We start from the raw sequence: 15,914 nt of genomic DNA, 5'->3' as shown, positions 1-15,914 counted from the left end.
CTCCTTTAACCCAACATTGATATCTATTTAATACCTGTTCCTGAACCGCTAAGACCTTCCAAAATGTAGCGCTGAGCCACAATATAAATCAAGATCAATGGGATGGTGGAAATCGTCAATACAGCCATAACTTGATTTGTGTAGACAGGCTCTGTGCTGTTGATAGCTGTAATTGCAACTTGAATCGGAAATTTCGACTTATCCGTTAAAACCATTAGCGGCCAAATATAATCATTCCAGCTGCCGATAAAGGCTAAGGTTCCGACAGTGGCGACAGCTGGTTTAGACATCGGTATCATAATTCGCCAGAAGATTTGCCATGTATTTGCCCCGTCAAGCTTGGCCGATTCAATCATTTCCTCCGGAATTGCCATGAAAAAGTTTCGGAACAAATAAATATTGAATGCCCCCGCTAATGCCGGCAAAATAACGGCAAGGCGTGTATCGACCAGACCGATTTTATGAATAATTGTAAACTGTGAGATTAAAATCGTTTCAAACGGTACAATTAAAAGCGCCAACAAAATGCCAAAGAGCATCTTTTTCCCTGAAAATTGCAGTTTGGCGAATGCAAACCCTGCCATTCCGTTAATCACAACAGATCCGGCTGCTACGCACAAACCATAAAAAAGACTGTTACCAATATACATAAGCAAATCAAACCGAGTCAGCACTTCCCTATAGGACGAAAACCATTCTGCCAGATGAAGAGAGGGCAGAAACGCTTTAAAGCTGTTCATATTGTTGTAAATTTCCGCTTCCGGTTTCATTGAGGATGCGATCATCCAAATTAGCGGAAAAATAAATAGAACGGCCAGCAAAACAAGACACGTATACTCCAGAATTGTCAAAGGCCCGAACTTACGTCTCAATGGTCTTCACCCTCCTTAACCAGCTTGCGTTGTGCGAGTGTCACCAATCCAATAATCGTTCCAAACAAGAGCGCGATCGAGCTTGCATATCCGACCATCCGATCGGTAAATCCAGTTTGATAAATATAATAGACAACTGTCATCGTTGAATTGACTGGTCCGCCCTGGGTCATAACCATGGGCTGAACAAGGAGTTTAAACGCGCTGATCAGCGTTGTGATAAAGATAAAAACAGATGTCGGTTTTAACAAAGGTAATGTAATGTAAATAAAACGCTGCCATTTATTCATACCATCTAATTGTGCCGCCTCGTAGACATCCTCGGGAATGTTTTGCAAACCAGCTAAAAAAATGAGCATCTGAAAACCTGCTCCCTGCCAAGCGGAAACGACAACGATCGTAAAGATTGCTTGCTTAGGGCTCGTCAAGAAAGGCTGTGGTGATAGACCGAAGTGCGCCAATACATTATTTATCATACCTTCATTCGGATTCAGCAAGTACATCCACAAAACGGAGATGACAACCAGTGACATGACGACAGGACTAAAGTATGCGACTTTGAAAAATGCGTTGGCTTTGCGCTTTTTATTCAATAGGAGGGCAAGCCCAAGTGCTGCCCCGATCTGTAACGGTATCAATAAGACAACAAATTTTATGGTGTTGCCCAAACTTTTTAAGAATATTGGGTCCTGAAAAAGTTTGATGAAATTATCAAAGCCAATAAACTTACGCAAATCAGGCGTCAACAAATAGTAATCTGTAAATGCGTAGTACACAGCCATGATAGAAGGAATCACAAGAAACATTAATAAAATAAGCAACGCCGGTCCTAAGAACATATATGCGACTGCGTTTTCCCGCCAGCGTATTCTATTCAATGTCTTTCTTTCTATTGGAAAGGCCGGCCTAGTCTCTTTCAATATTGTTTTATTCATGGCGTCCACCTGCTAGTTTGCCTTATCGATGGCAGATTGCATTTCTTTTACACGTGTATCCAGCACTTTTTGAATATCCTGATTTTGATCATAAAAGCTAATATCATCGATTGTTTGTTGAAATGCTCGAGTTACCTGCGGATATGCCGGTGTCACCGGACGTGCATGGCCTGTTTCTTTCAGTTGCTGCATAAAGACATTCATCTCATCAGAAAATTCTTTTGTCAGCACTTTCTCTGATGAATAACGTACAGGCAGGGCGGCGATTGATCGGCTCAATTCGATATTGGATTCCTTATTAGTCATCCAATCTACTAATTTTGCTGCCCATTCTTTATTTTCAGACGCTTGTGTCATTGCGAACTGCCAGCTTCCCGAAGGAGAGACGAGCTTTTTAGTTTTTGGTGATACAGGATACGGCATCACTCCATAATCGACGTTGGAAAAGTTTGTTTTTAGATCGGTTATTGTCCACACGCCGCTCATCTTCATCGGGTATTTCTCCGTTTCAAACGCTTGTTTGACAGGGGTGCGTGTTGTGTAGCCCTCTTTAAGCATCGTTTGTATAAACGTCATCGCTTCAGCGGTTGGTTTTTTGTCAAAGACGCCATCCGCTTTCTTCCCGTTTTCTGAAAGAATATCCCCGCCAGCTGACCAAACAAACGGTAAAAGCGCATAAGTCAATATTTCGTCTTTTGACTGTAATTGCATATCGATGGCTGGTTTATCGTATTTATTTTTCAGCTTTTTGCAAAGCTCAAGAAATTCTTTCCATGTCCAAGGATCTTTTACTGTTGGTAGCGTTTTCAAATCAACCCCGGCATCTTTAAGCATTTTTTTGTTATAGTAGATGCCGACCGACGATTCACTGACGCCGATGGCATACAGTTTACTTTGGTAGGTGCCTTGCTGCTTAATACTTGGCAATAAATCATCCTGGTCTTTAATATACTCATCCAAAGGTGCAATAACGCCAGATTTCGCATAAGCCGCAGTATTTGGTCCGTCCAAAGTGATGACATCAGGCAGGGTGTTCGTTGTTAATGCCGCATTCACTTTGTCTTCATAACCTCCGCCGTTTCCGCTACGGGGAATGAATTCAATTTTTGCCTCGACATTTTCTGAAGCGTACTTTTTGTTAAAGGCATCAACCCTTTTTTTATAAACCTTTCCTTCTTCGTTATCATCAGATACATGCACCCACATCGAAATCATTTTCTTTCCACCGTTATTTGCACTTTCGCTTTTATTACAACCCCAGACTGCAAACATGAGCAACAGTGACAAACTTCCTAACATCAACCTTTTCATATTCGTTAATTTCCCTCCTTTTGCGCAAAATTTAAAAGCGCTTTCAAGAAGAATTGTATGTCAACCGGTTTCATGTGTCAACCGGTTGACATAAATTTATGCATAATTCTAAATTTAAGAACAAACTTGTGCATAGCAATATGATCTATGGAAAATCCTTGCACATGTCAGTCTGATTCTCTAAAATAAGTGCGTGACGAGAATTGTAAGCTATTTCAGTAAAGCAGGGGGAAAGGGAATGAAGCCTAGCATTCATGATGTTGCAAAAATAGCGGGAGTTTCATCTACAACCGTTTCGAGAGTATTAAATAATCGCGGCTATATTAGCGAAAAAACTAAAGAGAAAGTTTACAAGGCGATGGAAGAAATCAATTACTTTCCAAATGATTTGGCCCGTTCTTTATTTCGAAAGCGCACCAATTTAATAGGGCTTATCATTCCAAACTCCAGCAATCCATTTTTTGGCGAACTCGCCTTTTATATTGAAAGCATTTGCACGTCCATGGGCTATAAACTGCTGCTTTGCAACAGTTTAAATCGAATAGATAAAGAAGAAAAATATCTTGAAATGCTGATTAGAAATCAAGTGGATGGTGTCATTGCCGTCACTTACAACCGGGGAATACTCAATTATCACCAACAAAATCTTCCGATTGTCGCAATTGACCATTACTTATCGGAAAAAGTTCCTGTTGTAGGCTCAGATAACTTTGACGGAGGAAAAAAGGCAGCAGAACTACTTATACAAAAGGACTGTCAGCACATCATTCACATCAATGGGCCGATTGAACTTGAAACACCTGCAAATCTCAGAAGAAAAGCATATGAAGATGTTATGCGTGAACACGGAAGACAGCCTATTACATATGAAGTGTCGTTTCATGAAAACTACCGGAACATCATTTCAAAACTATTTGATGAACAGCCTGCAGTTGACGGAATTTTTGCCAGTGATGATATCATGGCTGCCGGAGTCATTACGGAAGCCAAAAAACGTGGAAAAGACATTCCAGGTCAATTAAAAGTGATTGGTTATGACGGTACAGAAACCATTCAGGCTATTCTGCCAGAATTGACTACTATCCAACAGCCGATCGAATTAATTTCCAAAACGGCCATTGAGATTTTAGAAAAACAAATTGAAGGCAAATTTGATGATTTGCCACTTGAAACGTATTTGCCCGTACAGCTTTTCGAAGGTAGCACAACTTAAAAATTGCTTGAGTAGGTACTCTATTGTGTAATCGAGTAATATTATTTCTCCAAAATCAGGGAAGGGTGTCTGTTTCGAGCTCATTCAGAATCGGTACACGATATGAAACGGGTAGGAATAGAATTTCTGCCGTTTATTATTTACATGGTGCTAGGAGCCGTTAAAACTGCTTCTATTTGTTCTGCTTTTATAATTTAAGGTATTTCTTAACTGTTCATTACATGAAAGTAATGTTCTGATGACTATACTAGATGATGGAAATATGAACCATTCCTAAATTACTTGGCAAAACCTAATGGAATCATATAATATATAAACTAAACTTTGCGATTAAGGTGTGAGAAATTTGTCTAAAAAGCATGAAATAATATCAGCTGCAAGAGAGATTATATATTCTAAGGGATATCAAGCAACCTCTATAAATGATATTCTTATGGCTGCAGAGATTGGAAAAGGCCAATTTTATCATTACTTCTCATCTAAATATGATTTAGGATTAGCAGTAGTGGAATCTATAGTCCATGAATGGCAAACAGAGTTAATATCAGATATTCTTCAGTCAGATAATACTCCAGTAAATAAGTTAAATATGATGCTGGACAGAACACTTACTTTTCATACTGAAGTGAAGAATAAATCAGGTTGTCCTATAGGAAACTTAGCTATTGAAATGAGTGAGCATGATGAAACGTTTCGTGTGAAAATTCAACATTTGTTTGAATGTTGGATAGGGGCTATAGAGATTACATTAAATGAAATGGTTGAACAAGGTCTGTTAGATTCCTTTGATACTAAAAAAGATGCTCAAGCAATTGTAGCTATGATTGAAGGAGGAATTTTGCTAATGAAAAACCAACAAAACGTCAACTTTTTAAGTGACATTATAGAAGTAATCCGAAAACAATTTAATCTAGAATAGTCAACTGTTTTTTTTCTTGCAATATTTTTTTTCTTATGTTAAGCTCTTTTTGTACCGACTGGTAGGTACAATCCTGTACTGAAGGAGAGATAAACAATGGCAAAATTAAATGGTGTTGATATGAGTATTATTGAAGGTTTAGTGGAGCAATACAAAAAAAATCCTGCTGAAGGTACTGGAAGTTGGTCATCTTCTGTAAAATGGGATAACGGATTCCATGTTGAGGCAAAAGTAGGTGATCATGCTCCTATTCATGTTGATGAGCCAAAATGGTTAGCAGGTTCCAATAAGGGAGCAAACCCAGTGGAATATTTATTAAGCGCACTAGGTTCTTGCTTGTCAGTGGGGTTTATTGCAACTGCTAGTGGAATGGGAATCAAGATAAACTCATTAGAAGTAGAGGTTTCAGGACAACTAGATTTGAATGTCTTTTTAGGATTAAAGGAAGGAAATCCTGGTTTTGATGAAATCAATGCGCATTTTAATGTCGATAGTGATGCGGATGAACATCAGATTGAAGAACTTGTTGCACAGGCCATGAAACTTTCACCTGTAAAAAATACAATCCAAAGAAATGTTCATGTTCAGGCATCTTTAAGTCACAATAAGAAAAAAGAATAATTATAAGAGTATTTTTCAAAAGTTACTGTACCAAATAGTAGGTACAGTAACTTGCTTATAACTGACTGAAGGAGTACAACAGATATGTATTATTCTAAAGAACATTTATGGGTAAAGGTTGATAACAGCATTGCTACCTTAGGAATTACTGATTATGCTCAATCAACGCTTGGAGAAATTGTATTTCTAGAACTCCCAGAAATGGGAACTTCAACAGTGAAAGATGCTAGCTTTGGGAGTATTGAATCAGTTAAAACTACATCTGAGCTTTTTTCTCCGATTAACGGACAGATTATAGAAGTGAATACAGAATTAGAAGATAGTCCAGAATTTGTGAATGAATCACCTTATGATAAAGGGTGGTTACTGAAAGTAAAAGCTTCTAACACAGAGGAGATAAAAGAACTTCTAAATGCGGAGGAATACGATAATTACGTAAGTCAAATTTAAATAATTTAATTAAAGGAGTGTTCATATGAAAATTGAAGTTTGGTCTGATGTAGCATGTCCCTTTTGTTATATAGGTAAACAAAATTTAGAAAAAGCATTGAAACAATTCCCTTTTAAAGATGAAGTTAAAGTTGAATATAAAAGCTTTGAATTAGATCCTAGTGCGCCAGTATATAACGGGCAAAGTTATTATGAAAAATTACTCCCTAAATTTGGGGATTCCGAACAAACAAAACAGTTCCTTGAAAACTTAACTCAAAGTGCAAAAAAGGTTGGATTAACATTTAATTTAGAAGGTTTGAAACCAACTAATACGTTTGATTCCCATCGCTTAACAAAATGGGCAAAAACAAAAGGAAAAGAAGCTGATATCTCGGAAACTCTGCTTTATGCACACTTTACTGATTCTAGGGATGTAGGTGATCATGAAACTCTTGCAGATTTAGCAGAAGCTTCTGGTTTAGATAGACAAGAGGCTCTGAAGGTCCTAAATGACAAGTCTCTTTATGCAGATGAGGTAAGATCAGATCAAATAGAAGCTAAGCGTTATGGTATCTCTGGAGTTCCCTTTTTAATTATAAATCAGAAATACGCCGTTTCTGGGGCACAACCAGCAGAGGCTTTCTTAGAGGCACTCAACAAGGTATGGGAAGAAGAAAATCCGTTACTGAAACTTAAGAATCTATCAGTGAATAGTGAGGATGACACACTTTGTACTGATGGAAGCTGCGGAATTCCTACAAGTAAAAAATAAGTGGGAGCAACAAATTTCTCTTAGATGAGTTTGTTTTTAAACTCTAACTTCTCTTCTAAAACTGATCTGATCTCTTTAGCAATGGCAATTTTAAGTTTAATCCTATTAAAGACTAGTATTAGGAGGGAGAGAACTAATGGTAGAAACAGTTGAATTAACATCTTTAGATTCAATAGATAACTTTATCCATCAAAATAAATTTAGTTTTTTGTATATTTCAAGGCCGGATTGTGGAGTATGCCATGCAGTCTTGCCTCAACTCAGAGAATTACTTGATAAATTTCCACATATCAAATTAGGGTATATCAATGCTTACAACGTAGAGGAGATAGCCTCAAGGTTTTCAATTCTTACGGTTCCTGCACTCCTTTTATTCATTGAAGGAACTGAATATTTGAGAGAAGCACGCTTTGTTCATTTTGAACAATTAGAAGAAAGACTAGAAAGAGTAAGTAAAATATATACAACATGATGTTTTAACAATGTTAAAAAAGTATGGCAACCAAAAACTAGAGGAGTGTTTCATATGTCTAATTTGAATGTAAAACTGAATGCTGTTTGGAAAGGAGGAGTAGAAGGAAACGGCATCATCAAATCTCAATATATTGATACACCCATTGCTATAGGAACAGAGTATGGAGGTAATGGGGAAGGAGCATCACCTAAAGAAATCCTTGTGTCATCAGTACAAGCTTGTTATGTAGCAACATTAGTGTCGATGGTTGAATCAAGAAAACTGCCAGTAGTGAGTATTGAGGTTGATTCTGAGATGGTTGCTTCTGACAGTAGTTTTGATATTATCCATTATCCTCGTGTTGTTTTATCTGCTGATGCAACAGAAAAAGAAGTACAGTCAATGCAAAGAGTGAATGAAGCAGCTGATAGAGCATGTATAGTAGGTAATATGATCAAAAAAGCAGGCGTAGAAATAGAAGTCAAAGGTAAAGTGTCTACTCTTTAATCCGATTTAATTAATTATTAAAAAAGCTTTTTACAACTCAGGAGGAAAAACAAAATGACTATAATCAAAGTAACAGATGGTAATTTAGAAAAGAACTTAAATACAGATAAAGTGGTTTTACTAAACTTTTCAGCATCTTGGTGTGGACCATGCCGGGTTTTTGCTGAGACATTAGAGGAGTTTGACAAAGAGTATGGTGATAAAGTACAAGTTGTTAAAGTTGATGTGGATGAGAATCCGGAGCTTGCTGCAGAATTTGGTGTAATGAGTATCCCTAATACACGCTTCTATTCTAATAATAAATTCGAAAAACCTTTTGCTGGTATTGTTGGTATTGCGCAATTAAAAGAAGAAGTTTCAAAAATTAAGTCCCTTTAATCAAATGTGCATTAATGGATTCTTTTAAAGGAGGGAGAACATATTGGAGGAAATGAAAATTTATGATGTCATCATAGTTGGGGCAGGTCCTGCGGGAATGACAGCAGCAGTTTACACTTCACGTGCTAATTTGAACACATTGCTTATTGAACGTGGAATACCTGGTGGACAAATGGCTAATACGCAGGATGTAGAGAATTATCCTGGTTTTGATCATATTTTAGGTCCAGACCTCTCTAATAAAATGTTTGAGCACGCCAAAAAGTTTGGTGCTGTATATGAATATGGAGATATAAAAGAAATTATAGATAAAGGTCGTTTAAAAAAAGTAGTGACTACAAAGAAAGAATTTTATGCAAAATCTGTTATCATCGCTACTGGGGCAGACCATAAAAAGCTTGGAGTTCCAGGGGAGAATGAGCTTGGTGGTCTAGGAGTTTCATATTGTGCCGTGTGTGATGGGGCATTCTTTAAAGGACGTGAACTTGTTGTTGTGGGTGGAGGAGACTCAGCTGTAGAAGAAGCTGTGTATCTTACACGTTTCGCTTCAAAAGTCACCATTATTCACCGTCGAGATCAGTTGCGTGCTCAAAAAATACTCCAAGAAAGAGCATTTAGCAATGAAAAGATTGAATTCATTTGGAATAAAGAAGTTACAAGTATAAACGCAGGAAATGGAACAGTGAATACAGTAACGTTAAAAGATACAAAAACAGGGGAACAATCTCAATTCCCTGCGAATGGTGTATTTATTTACGTGGGTACACTTCCGTTAAATGGTGCATTCAAAAACTTAGATATAACCAATGAAGAAGGTTATGTAATGACGGATGAAGCAATGGCTACAAAGATTCCTGGTATTTATGCAGCTGGAGATATCCGTGATAAAACCCTGCGCCAAATTGTCACAGCTACGGGTGATGGATCAATAGCAGCTCAAAGCGTCCAACATTATATTGAAAACCTTGAGAATTCATAAGAAACGACATTGATCTATTTTGGTAATATATCATCACACCTAATTGTACCGAATAGTAGGTACAATTAGGTGTGAAATAAAAAAGTTAGAGGGGAAAATTATGAATTTGAACGATAGTTTATACAAAAAATCACATTTTAACCGTTTAGGTGAATTTAGTACACTTTCACCTGAAAGCTTTAAAACATTTGTAGCTTTTGACAGAAAAGCGTTATCTGAAGGAAAGTTAACAGCTAAATTAAAGGAATTAATTGCAGTTGCTGTTGCTCATACGACTGGATGTCCCCATTGTATTGATTTTCATGTTAAACAAGTTAAAAAACATAGAGCTTCTAGGGAGGAAATGGCTGAATCCATTATGGTAGCAACAGCATTGAAAGCCGGATCTGCTCTTGCTCATGGCGTCAATGCTTTAAACGCTTATGATGGAACAGCTGATGATGAATTATATAGAGCTCCTTATATCAACCGGCTAAAAGAGTTTTCTCAGTTAGATGGAGATGCCTTTAAAGCGTTTATGACATTTGACCAACAAGCGATGAAGGCGGGATTACTTAGTGTGAAGGAAAAAGAGTTGATTGCTATAGCAGTGGCGCATACAACAGGTTGCCCTTACTGTATTGATATCCACACCAAGGCAGCTAAAAAAGCGAAAGCAACAAAGGAAGAAGTCGCTGAATCAATTATGGTAGCAACTGCACTTAAAGCCGGATCTGCTCTTTCTCATGGAGTTAATGCATTAGTTGCATATGATGAATAATCTTATGGAGGGTTTTGTACTGTTGGCAGCTGTGTCATTCCCCAAAAAAATCATAATAACTTTTATTAGATAACGAGCGTAGAAAGAGATAATCCTTATAAAAAACAAAATGAAGGAGATATAAAAATGACAAAAATTAATGGAGTCGATACAAAAGTTATTGAAAACTTAGTACAAAATTATAAGAAAAATCCTGAGGAAGGAATGGCAGGATGGTCTTCTTCGGTAAAATGGAAAGATGGATTTTACGCTGAAGCGCATGTAAGTGACCACAAACCCATTCCGATTGATGAGCCAGATTGGTTCTCAGGATCTAATAAGGGTCCAGGCCCAGCTGAACTTTTATTAAGTGCTCTGGGTGGTTGTTTATCACTTGCATTTATTGCAACAGCTAGTTTAAAGGGTATTAAGGTGAATTCCCTAGAAGTTAGCACTTCAGGACAATTAGACTTAAATGTAATGTTGGGCTTAAAAGAAGGAAATCCAGGTTTTAACGAAGTTGATGTTCAATTCACAGTAGATAGTGACGCAGACGATAAACAACTTGAAGAGTTAGTTTCAAAAGCAATGGAAATTTCTCCTGTGAAAAATTCACTAGAAAGAAATGTTCACGTGAATTCAACTCTTAAACGTAACAAGTAAAAAAGCTTTATGATAGGGCCGACCTTACTTTACCTTTGTATAACTAATTTTAAAAAGAACGTAGATATACGCGACATATTCCATGCGTAATGTCTACGTTCTCATACGTTGCTGGCAGAATTGGAAACGCGAGAGGAGGAAAAAACCCAATTATGTCTGATGTGAACAGTATTAATAGATGGAGAGCTCTATTTTTGATTGCATTGGCTGAACTATTTGCCCTCAGTTTATGGTTTAGCGCTTCAGCCGTTCTTCCCCAATTAAGACATCAATGGGGAATGAGTGCAACAGAAGGGTCATGGATGACCACATCCGTACAGGTTGGGTTCATTATTGGAGCCATTTGTTTTGCTTTTCTAGGGTTGGCAGACCGTTATAACCCAAGAAAAATATTTGCTATTGCCAGTATATTCGGAGCTGTTATCAATAGTTTATTTACTTTAAGCACTGGAATGGTAATGGGATTAAGTTTACGTTTTCTAACAGGAATTACTATGGCAGGTGTTTATCCAACTGCCGTGAAACTACTCTCTACTTGGTTTCAAAATAGACGAGGATTTGGTATTGGAATCCTAATTGCAGCTCTGACATTAGGTTCTTCATTGCCACATCTTTTTAATTTATTTATTCCGAATGTCAGCTGGAAGATATTAATGCTGGTCAGCTCTTTATTAGCATTAATCGCAGCTGGTATTATGCATTGGGGTCTTCCAGATGCTCCGGAGTCTAAAAAAGAAGTAGCTACTGTGTCGGTGAATACACTCAAATACATCTTAAAAAATCGACCTGTAATGCTAGCTAACTATGGATACTTTGGTCATATGTGGGAATTGTATGCTATGTGGACATGGCTTCCATATTTCTTAACAGCCAGCTTTAAAGCATCCTTAAAGGGAACAACTTTACAAGAGACCAGTACACTATTTGCATTTTTAACAATTGGAATTTCGGGGGCTATAGGTTCGATAATAGGTGGATTATGTGCTGATAAAATTGGAAAATCACGACTTTCTATGATTGCCATGATTGTTAGTGCTGTATCTTCTTTATGTATCGGACTTACCTTTGGTCTTTCTATATGGATTACCGTTATTGTAGCAATCATTTGGGGGATATCAGTTGTTGCAGATTCAGCACAATTTTCAGCAATGGTTACAGATTTCGCAAAATCAGAATGTGCAGGAACTGCCTTGACATTTCAAATGGCTATAGGTTTTCTTATTACGGTCTTTTCTATTTATTTGATTCCGGTCTTTGAAGATATCGTAGGGTGGAAATGGGCATTCTCCATCCTTGCGATCGGTCCTGTTATAGGAGTTTGGGCAATGATTTCTCTAATCCGTTATAAACATTAAACGATGTACTCATTTTGTTTTTTAACACAGTAATGACATGTATTTTTCGTTTTTAGAGAACTTGACAGATTCTCTTTCCATTTTTACCTGTTTAATCTTTGTTCTTTAATTAAAGAAAATTCTTTAGTTGAATAGGAACAGCTTTACTTTCACCTTTTTTTTAACACTATTATTGTTATTATTCCACTGCATAAGTGAGGAAGGTCCATGGAATTATGGAGCTTTAGGTCAAACCAACTGTTGGAGTAACAGTACAGTATCAGGCTTAATCTTAAAAACTTTAACAAAGCAATGGATTTTCCGGATTTCCCTACCGTTACTGATTATAGCATTATTGTTTGGTGATTCTTTATGCAAAAATGTAACAGAACCAACAAAGCCGAGAAAAGTAGTTTCGGTAAAGGAGGGTGAATGAGGATAGACAAGAAGTTACTCACGGAAGCTGGTTATAATGCGTTGAAGAAAGAATTGCTTTATTTAAAGAAAAAAAGATGGAAAGAAGTTAGTGAAAAAGTTCAAGAGAGTAGAAATTTTTGTGATTTTAATGAAGATCCTGAGTATCAAATTTCAGTAGATGAATTTGCTACACTTAAAAAGAAAATAAATGATTTGGAATACATTATAAAGCAAGCAAAAATAATTAAAAATGCAAATATACGAGAAGTAGGGATCGGATCCATTGTCACTGTTAAAGAAATGACAGGAAAATATGAAATGCATCTTAAACTTGTTAGTTCTGCAGAATCACATTTATCTGAAAACTATATATCTGATGAGTCTCCAATCGGAAAAAGTCTAATTGGTCACAAATTAAATGATGATGTAATAGTCATGACTCCTTCTGGAATGATACATTTATTAATCATGGAAATACAGTGATTTTTTTCTTAAGCTACTCTGTTGTACTCTATATTAAATAAGGTAGATAATTGATGGTTGGTAGTAACAATTGTGCTTTGTGAATAATGTTGAATATTAGTCTTTTTATTTTTTAAAAGATACAGGGTTGCAAAAACCTAAAAAAGCATGCTAATATAATATTGTACCGACTGGTAGGTACAAAAGTTTAGTTGTTGATAGAAGGAGGTTAAGTGATTACACCAACCGAACTGTACAGGACCCTATTTTGGCAAAAGTTGAAGATCGAGTACGTTTGGGGATTACAGAATATGCTCAAACAACGATTTGATGAAATTATATTCTTAGATCCCCCGAGGAAGGGAACTCATTAACGATAAACAATAGCTGTGGTGATGTGGAGTCCATTAAAACTACTCCGAACTTATCTCATCCTTTAAATTCTAAAAGTAAACACAGAATTAGAGGATAGTCCTGAATATTAAATGAATCCCCTTATGATTAAGGATGGATGCGAGAAGTTCAAATGGATAATATAGATGATATCCAACATCTTATACGTGCAAAAGAATACAAAGACTATGTATATGAAAAAATGGAGGGAATCATGATGAAAAAATTACAATCAATGGATCAATTTGAGAAGCTAAAAAAAACAGAGCGTGTTGTCTTTATGTTTTCAGCGGACTGGTGCCCAGACTGTCGGGTGATCGAGCCAATTTTGCCGGACATTGAAGCAAATTATTCGGAATATCAGTTTATTTATGTAGACCGGGATGACTTTATTGATTTGTGCATCGAACTGAATGTATTTGGTATTCCAAGTTTTATCGCTTATCATAACGGAGAAGAAGCAGGGCGGTTTGTTAGCAAGGCTCGAAAAACACAAGAAGAAATCGAAACATTTCTTAACAGCTTGTCCGCCTAATCTGCTAACATAAAATTGTACCAAACGGTAGGTACGGATAAAAAGAATTAGAGGGAAGAATTATTAGTCAAGACGATGTTAAACAAGTTAAAAAACATAGATTCCAAAGAAGAAGTTGCTGAATCAATTATGGTAGCAACTGCCTTGAAAGTCGGATCTGCTCTTGATCATGGAGTTAATGCATAATGAATAAGTCTTAAAGTATAAAACTTGGAGGTTTTTATGAATAATTTTCAGTCAGTTGAAGCTCTTTTTAAACCATTCGAAATGGGAAATCTGAAACTATCTAATCGTATTTTGATGGCACCTATGACGCGAAACTTTTCTCCAAATGGAGTACCAGGGGAGGATGTCGCTGAGTATTATCGTCGTAGAGCTGAAAATGGTGTTGGACTTATTGTGACAGAGGGGACGTTTATCAACCATCCTGATGTTGCATCCGAGGTGCCAGCATGGCAGGAGGACGTACCACACTTATACGGAGAAGAGGCGCTAAACGGTTGGTCAAAAGTAGTTGATGGGGTACACGAGGCCGGTGGGAAAATTTTCTCTCAATTGTGGCACATGGGTGCACGAGGCAACGCTAATGATTACTCAAAACAAGAAATTTTGGAATTGGTTGAAGCTTTTGCACAGGCAGCAGCCAATGCTAAAAAGGTTGGTTTTGATGGCATTGAGATTATGGCAGCCCATGGATTTTTAATTGATCAGTTCTTTTGGGAAAAAACAAACACACGTACTGATGAATACGGTGGCGACATAGTTAAGCGCACACGCTTTGCGAGTGAGGTCATCGCAGCTTGCCGACGTGTTGTTGGACCAGATTTTCCAATCTCGTTGCGAATCTCACAGTGGAAATATGATTTCTATACAGCAAAATTAGTAGAAACTCCAGAAGAACTAAAACGTTTCTTAACGCCATTAGTTGATGCAGGTGTTGACATCTTTCATGCATCTATTCGTCGTTTTTGGGAACCTGCTTTTGAAGGATCTGAACTGAATCTATCAGGATGGATTAAAAAGTTGACAGGAAAACCAACAATTACAGTTGGATCTGTCGGTCTTGATGGCGCTGATTTCGTGGATTTCTTCGCTACTGGAGAAGAGGCCAATGGCAAAGCCAACAAAATGGGCAATTTGATCGAGAGATTAGAACGTGAAGAATTTGATTTGATAGCTGTCGGTCGCGCATTATTGGCTGACCCTGACTGGGTAAACAAAATCCGAGATGGACGAACAGAAGAATTAATTCCGTTTACGCGTGAGGCAATTGAAACATTATATTAAACAGAGCTTAAAAAATAATAAAGAACCCATTTTGATTGATTTTTTTCAAAATGGGTTCTTTTTAGTTGCTTTCAGATAAAGATCCCATAACACTATTATTTATATTTTAGTGAATGATTTTTTAAGGTATATGAAATTAATGGAAACTTTTTCGAGTTGAGTCTTTCATATGGTCGTTTACTACAGAAGCAATTTTCATGAAATTTATAAAATCTTCTGTTGAAAATTGATCCAGTCTACTCAATATTTTTCCATATTCCATTCGATCAAGTTCTTTGTGATACTTATAAGCTTGTTTTCCTTTTTCCGACAACTCTATGATAACTTCTCGACTATTGGTTGGATTTTTATATTTTATAACCAACCCTTTTTTAAATAATTTATCCACCATTTGAGAAATGGCACCTTTTGTTTTATTGGTAAGCTTCACAAGGTGCGAAGGGCTAACTTTCACATTTTCTCCAATTAAATCAATGGTATGTGCTTCAACCATATATAGTTCATCTTCTGTTCCATATTTTCGAGGTATGTTTTCGTATGCACTCGTGTTACGAGAGAGTTCATAAATAGATTCTAGTAGTTCATTAAAAATTTCTTCTCTTGTCTTCATACATTTCACCTGGTATCACTTTAGTTATTTATTCCTCAGTATAGCATACCTATTTACTCTTAATTGAACATGAACAACATA

At 36.9% G+C, this 15,914-nt stretch carries 18 protein-coding genes and 2 pseudogenes; 16 read left to right on the top strand and 4 right to left on the bottom strand.

Annotated elements, in window-relative coordinates:
• Positions 1–23 precede the first annotated feature (23 nt).
• Genes NSU05_RS11760 through NSU05_RS11750 form a run of 3 tightly spaced genes read right to left on the bottom strand, consistent with a single transcriptional unit; the run spans position 24 to position 3,022 of the window.
• Positions 24–872, bottom strand: coding sequence for a carbohydrate ABC transporter permease (locus NSU05_RS11760; RefSeq protein ID WP_038429249.1), 849 nt, complete (start codon positions 870–872; stop codon positions 24–26).
• Positions 869–1,807: a sugar ABC transporter permease gene (locus NSU05_RS11755; protein ID WP_038429248.1), complete on the bottom strand. Its 939-nt coding sequence runs from the start codon at positions 1,805–1,807 to the stop codon at positions 869–871. The genes NSU05_RS11760 and NSU05_RS11755 overlap by 4 nt, the downstream gene beginning before the upstream one ends.
• Positions 1,808–1,819: 12 nt before the next feature.
• Positions 1,820–3,022, bottom strand: a complete 1,203-nt coding sequence (locus NSU05_RS11750; protein WP_250540520.1) for a sugar ABC transporter substrate-binding protein — start codon at positions 3,020–3,022, stop codon at positions 1,820–1,822.
• Positions 3,023–3,356: 334 nt separating this feature from the next.
• Here NSU05_RS11750 and NSU05_RS11745 point away from each other — a divergent pair, with 334 nt between their 5' ends.
• The 16 genes and pseudogenes from NSU05_RS11745 to NSU05_RS11670 all read left to right on the top strand — a co-directional run bounded on the left by NSU05_RS11745 (position 3,357) and on the right by NSU05_RS11670 (position 15,223).
• Positions 3,357–4,331, top strand: a complete 975-nt coding sequence (locus NSU05_RS11745) for a LacI family DNA-binding transcriptional regulator (protein WP_038429246.1) — start codon at positions 3,357–3,359, stop codon at positions 4,329–4,331.
• A 346-nt stretch (positions 4,332–4,677) separates the two neighbouring features.
• Positions 4,678–5,250, top strand: a complete 573-nt coding sequence (locus tag NSU05_RS11740) for a TetR/AcrR family transcriptional regulator (protein ID WP_010788730.1) — start codon at positions 4,678–4,680, stop codon at positions 5,248–5,250.
• Positions 5,251–5,346: 96 nt separating this feature from the next.
• Complete coding sequence (locus NSU05_RS11735) at positions 5,347–5,871, top strand: OsmC family protein (protein WP_022553777.1); 525 nt, start codon at positions 5,347–5,349, stop codon at positions 5,869–5,871.
• Positions 5,872–5,955: 84 nt separating this feature from the next.
• On the top strand, positions 5,956–6,321 hold the full coding sequence (gene gcvH / locus NSU05_RS11730; RefSeq protein WP_038429244.1) for a glycine cleavage system protein GcvH: 366 nt from the start codon (positions 5,956–5,958) through the stop codon (positions 6,319–6,321).
• Between the two features lie 25 nt (positions 6,322–6,346).
• Positions 6,347–7,075, top strand: coding sequence for a DsbA family oxidoreductase (locus tag NSU05_RS11725; protein WP_038429243.1), 729 nt, complete (start codon positions 6,347–6,349; stop codon positions 7,073–7,075).
• A 136-nt stretch (positions 7,076–7,211) separates the two neighbouring features.
• Positions 7,212–7,547 (top strand): thioredoxin family protein, encoded by a 336-nt coding sequence (locus tag NSU05_RS11720; protein WP_038429242.1) that lies wholly within the window; start codon positions 7,212–7,214, stop codon positions 7,545–7,547.
• Positions 7,548–7,601: 54 nt separating this feature from the next.
• Positions 7,602–8,036, top strand: a complete 435-nt coding sequence (locus NSU05_RS11715) for an OsmC family protein (RefSeq protein WP_038429241.1) — start codon at positions 7,602–7,604, stop codon at positions 8,034–8,036.
• A gap of 36 nt (positions 8,037–8,072) precedes the next feature.
• Positions 8,073–8,414: pseudogene (locus NSU05_RS11710) on the top strand (thioredoxin domain-containing protein); the annotation flags it as partial.
• A 43-nt stretch (positions 8,415–8,457) separates the two neighbouring features.
• Positions 8,458–9,393, top strand: a complete 936-nt coding sequence (gene trxB, locus NSU05_RS11705; RefSeq protein ID WP_038429239.1) for a thioredoxin-disulfide reductase — start codon at positions 8,458–8,460, stop codon at positions 9,391–9,393.
• Between the two features lie 100 nt (positions 9,394–9,493).
• Positions 9,494–10,153, top strand: coding sequence for a carboxymuconolactone decarboxylase family protein (locus NSU05_RS11700; protein WP_038429238.1), 660 nt, complete (start codon positions 9,494–9,496; stop codon positions 10,151–10,153).
• 126 nt (positions 10,154–10,279) lie between these two features.
• Positions 10,280–10,795 carry an OsmC family protein gene (locus tag NSU05_RS11695; RefSeq protein ID WP_038429236.1) on the top strand — a complete coding sequence of 172 codons (516 nt, stop codon included), beginning with the start codon at positions 10,280–10,282 and terminating at the stop codon, positions 10,793–10,795.
• A 152-nt stretch (positions 10,796–10,947) separates the two neighbouring features.
• The gene (locus NSU05_RS11690) at positions 10,948–12,150 is read left to right on the top strand and encodes an MFS transporter (RefSeq protein WP_038429235.1); all 1,203 of its coding nucleotides are present in this window, start codon (positions 10,948–10,950) and stop codon (positions 12,148–12,150) included.
• A 153-nt stretch (positions 12,151–12,303) separates the two neighbouring features.
• A pseudogene (locus NSU05_RS11685) lies at positions 12,304–12,535 on the top strand (MFS transporter); the annotation flags it as partial.
• A 26-nt stretch (positions 12,536–12,561) separates the two neighbouring features.
• On the top strand, positions 12,562–13,029 hold the full coding sequence (locus tag NSU05_RS11680; protein WP_052124605.1) for a GreA/GreB family elongation factor: 468 nt from the start codon (positions 12,562–12,564) through the stop codon (positions 13,027–13,029).
• Between the two features lie 574 nt (positions 13,030–13,603).
• A complete protein-coding gene (locus NSU05_RS11675) occupies positions 13,604–13,936 on the top strand; it encodes a thioredoxin family protein (RefSeq protein ID WP_167860622.1) in 333 nt (110 codons plus the stop codon).
• A gap of 222 nt (positions 13,937–14,158) precedes the next feature.
• Positions 14,159–15,223: an NADH:flavin oxidoreductase gene (locus NSU05_RS11670; RefSeq protein WP_038429233.1), complete on the top strand. Its 1,065-nt coding sequence runs from the start codon at positions 14,159–14,161 to the stop codon at positions 15,221–15,223.
• A gap of 136 nt (positions 15,224–15,359) precedes the next feature.
• Here the strand turns inward: NSU05_RS11670 and NSU05_RS11665 are convergent, their stop codons facing one another.
• Positions 15,360–15,833, bottom strand: a complete 474-nt coding sequence (locus tag NSU05_RS11665; protein WP_038429232.1) for a MarR family transcriptional regulator — start codon at positions 15,831–15,833, stop codon at positions 15,360–15,362.
• Positions 15,834–15,914: the final 81 nt, after the last annotated feature.

It is taken from the genome of Bacillus sp. EU52 (assembly GCF_037964975.1).
GTDB classification, from domain to species: domain Bacteria; phylum Bacillota; class Bacilli; order Bacillales; family Bacillaceae; genus Bacillus; species Bacillus subtilis.
The sequence above is the reverse complement of the archived record's forward strand: the minus strand, read 5'-3'. Positions and strand labels throughout refer to the sequence as shown.

Bases quoted from the DNA above. Each gene is read 5' to 3' on its own strand.
- NSU05_RS11755 (WP_038429248.1), bottom strand. From the start codon at position 1,807: ATGAATAAAACAATATTGAAAGAGACTAGGCCGGCCTTTCCAATAGAA.
- NSU05_RS11750 (WP_250540520.1), bottom strand. From the start codon at position 3,022: ATGATTTCGATGTGGGTGCATGTATCTGATGATAACGAAGAAGGAAAG.
- NSU05_RS11745 (WP_038429246.1), top strand. From the start codon at position 3,357: ATGAAGCCTAGCATTCATGATGTTGCAAAAATAGCGGGAGTTTCATCT.
- NSU05_RS11735 (WP_022553777.1), top strand. From the start codon at position 5,347: ATGGCAAAATTAAATGGTGTTGATATGAGTATTATTGAAGGTTTAGTG.
- gcvH (WP_038429244.1), top strand. From the start codon at position 5,956: ATGTATTATTCTAAAGAACATTTATGGGTAAAGGTTGATAACAGCATT.
- NSU05_RS11725 (WP_038429243.1), top strand. From the start codon at position 6,347: ATGAAAATTGAAGTTTGGTCTGATGTAGCATGTCCCTTTTGTTATATA.
- NSU05_RS11720 (WP_038429242.1), top strand. From the start codon at position 7,212: ATGGTAGAAACAGTTGAATTAACATCTTTAGATTCAATAGATAACTTT.
- NSU05_RS11715 (WP_038429241.1), top strand. From the start codon at position 7,602: ATGTCTAATTTGAATGTAAAACTGAATGCTGTTTGGAAAGGAGGAGTA.
- NSU05_RS11700 (WP_038429238.1), top strand. From the start codon at position 9,494: ATGAATTTGAACGATAGTTTATACAAAAAATCACATTTTAACCGTTTA.
- NSU05_RS11695 (WP_038429236.1), top strand. From the start codon at position 10,280: ATGACAAAAATTAATGGAGTCGATACAAAAGTTATTGAAAACTTAGTA.
- NSU05_RS11690 (WP_038429235.1), top strand. From the start codon at position 10,948: ATGTCTGATGTGAACAGTATTAATAGATGGAGAGCTCTATTTTTGATT.
- NSU05_RS11680 (WP_052124605.1), top strand. From the start codon at position 12,562: ATGAGGATAGACAAGAAGTTACTCACGGAAGCTGGTTATAATGCGTTG.
- NSU05_RS11675 (WP_167860622.1), top strand. From the start codon at position 13,604: ATGGAGGGAATCATGATGAAAAAATTACAATCAATGGATCAATTTGAG.
- NSU05_RS11670 (WP_038429233.1), top strand. From the start codon at position 14,159: ATGAATAATTTTCAGTCAGTTGAAGCTCTTTTTAAACCATTCGAAATG.
- NSU05_RS11665 (WP_038429232.1), bottom strand. From the start codon at position 15,833: ATGAAGACAAGAGAAGAAATTTTTAATGAACTACTAGAATCTATTTAT.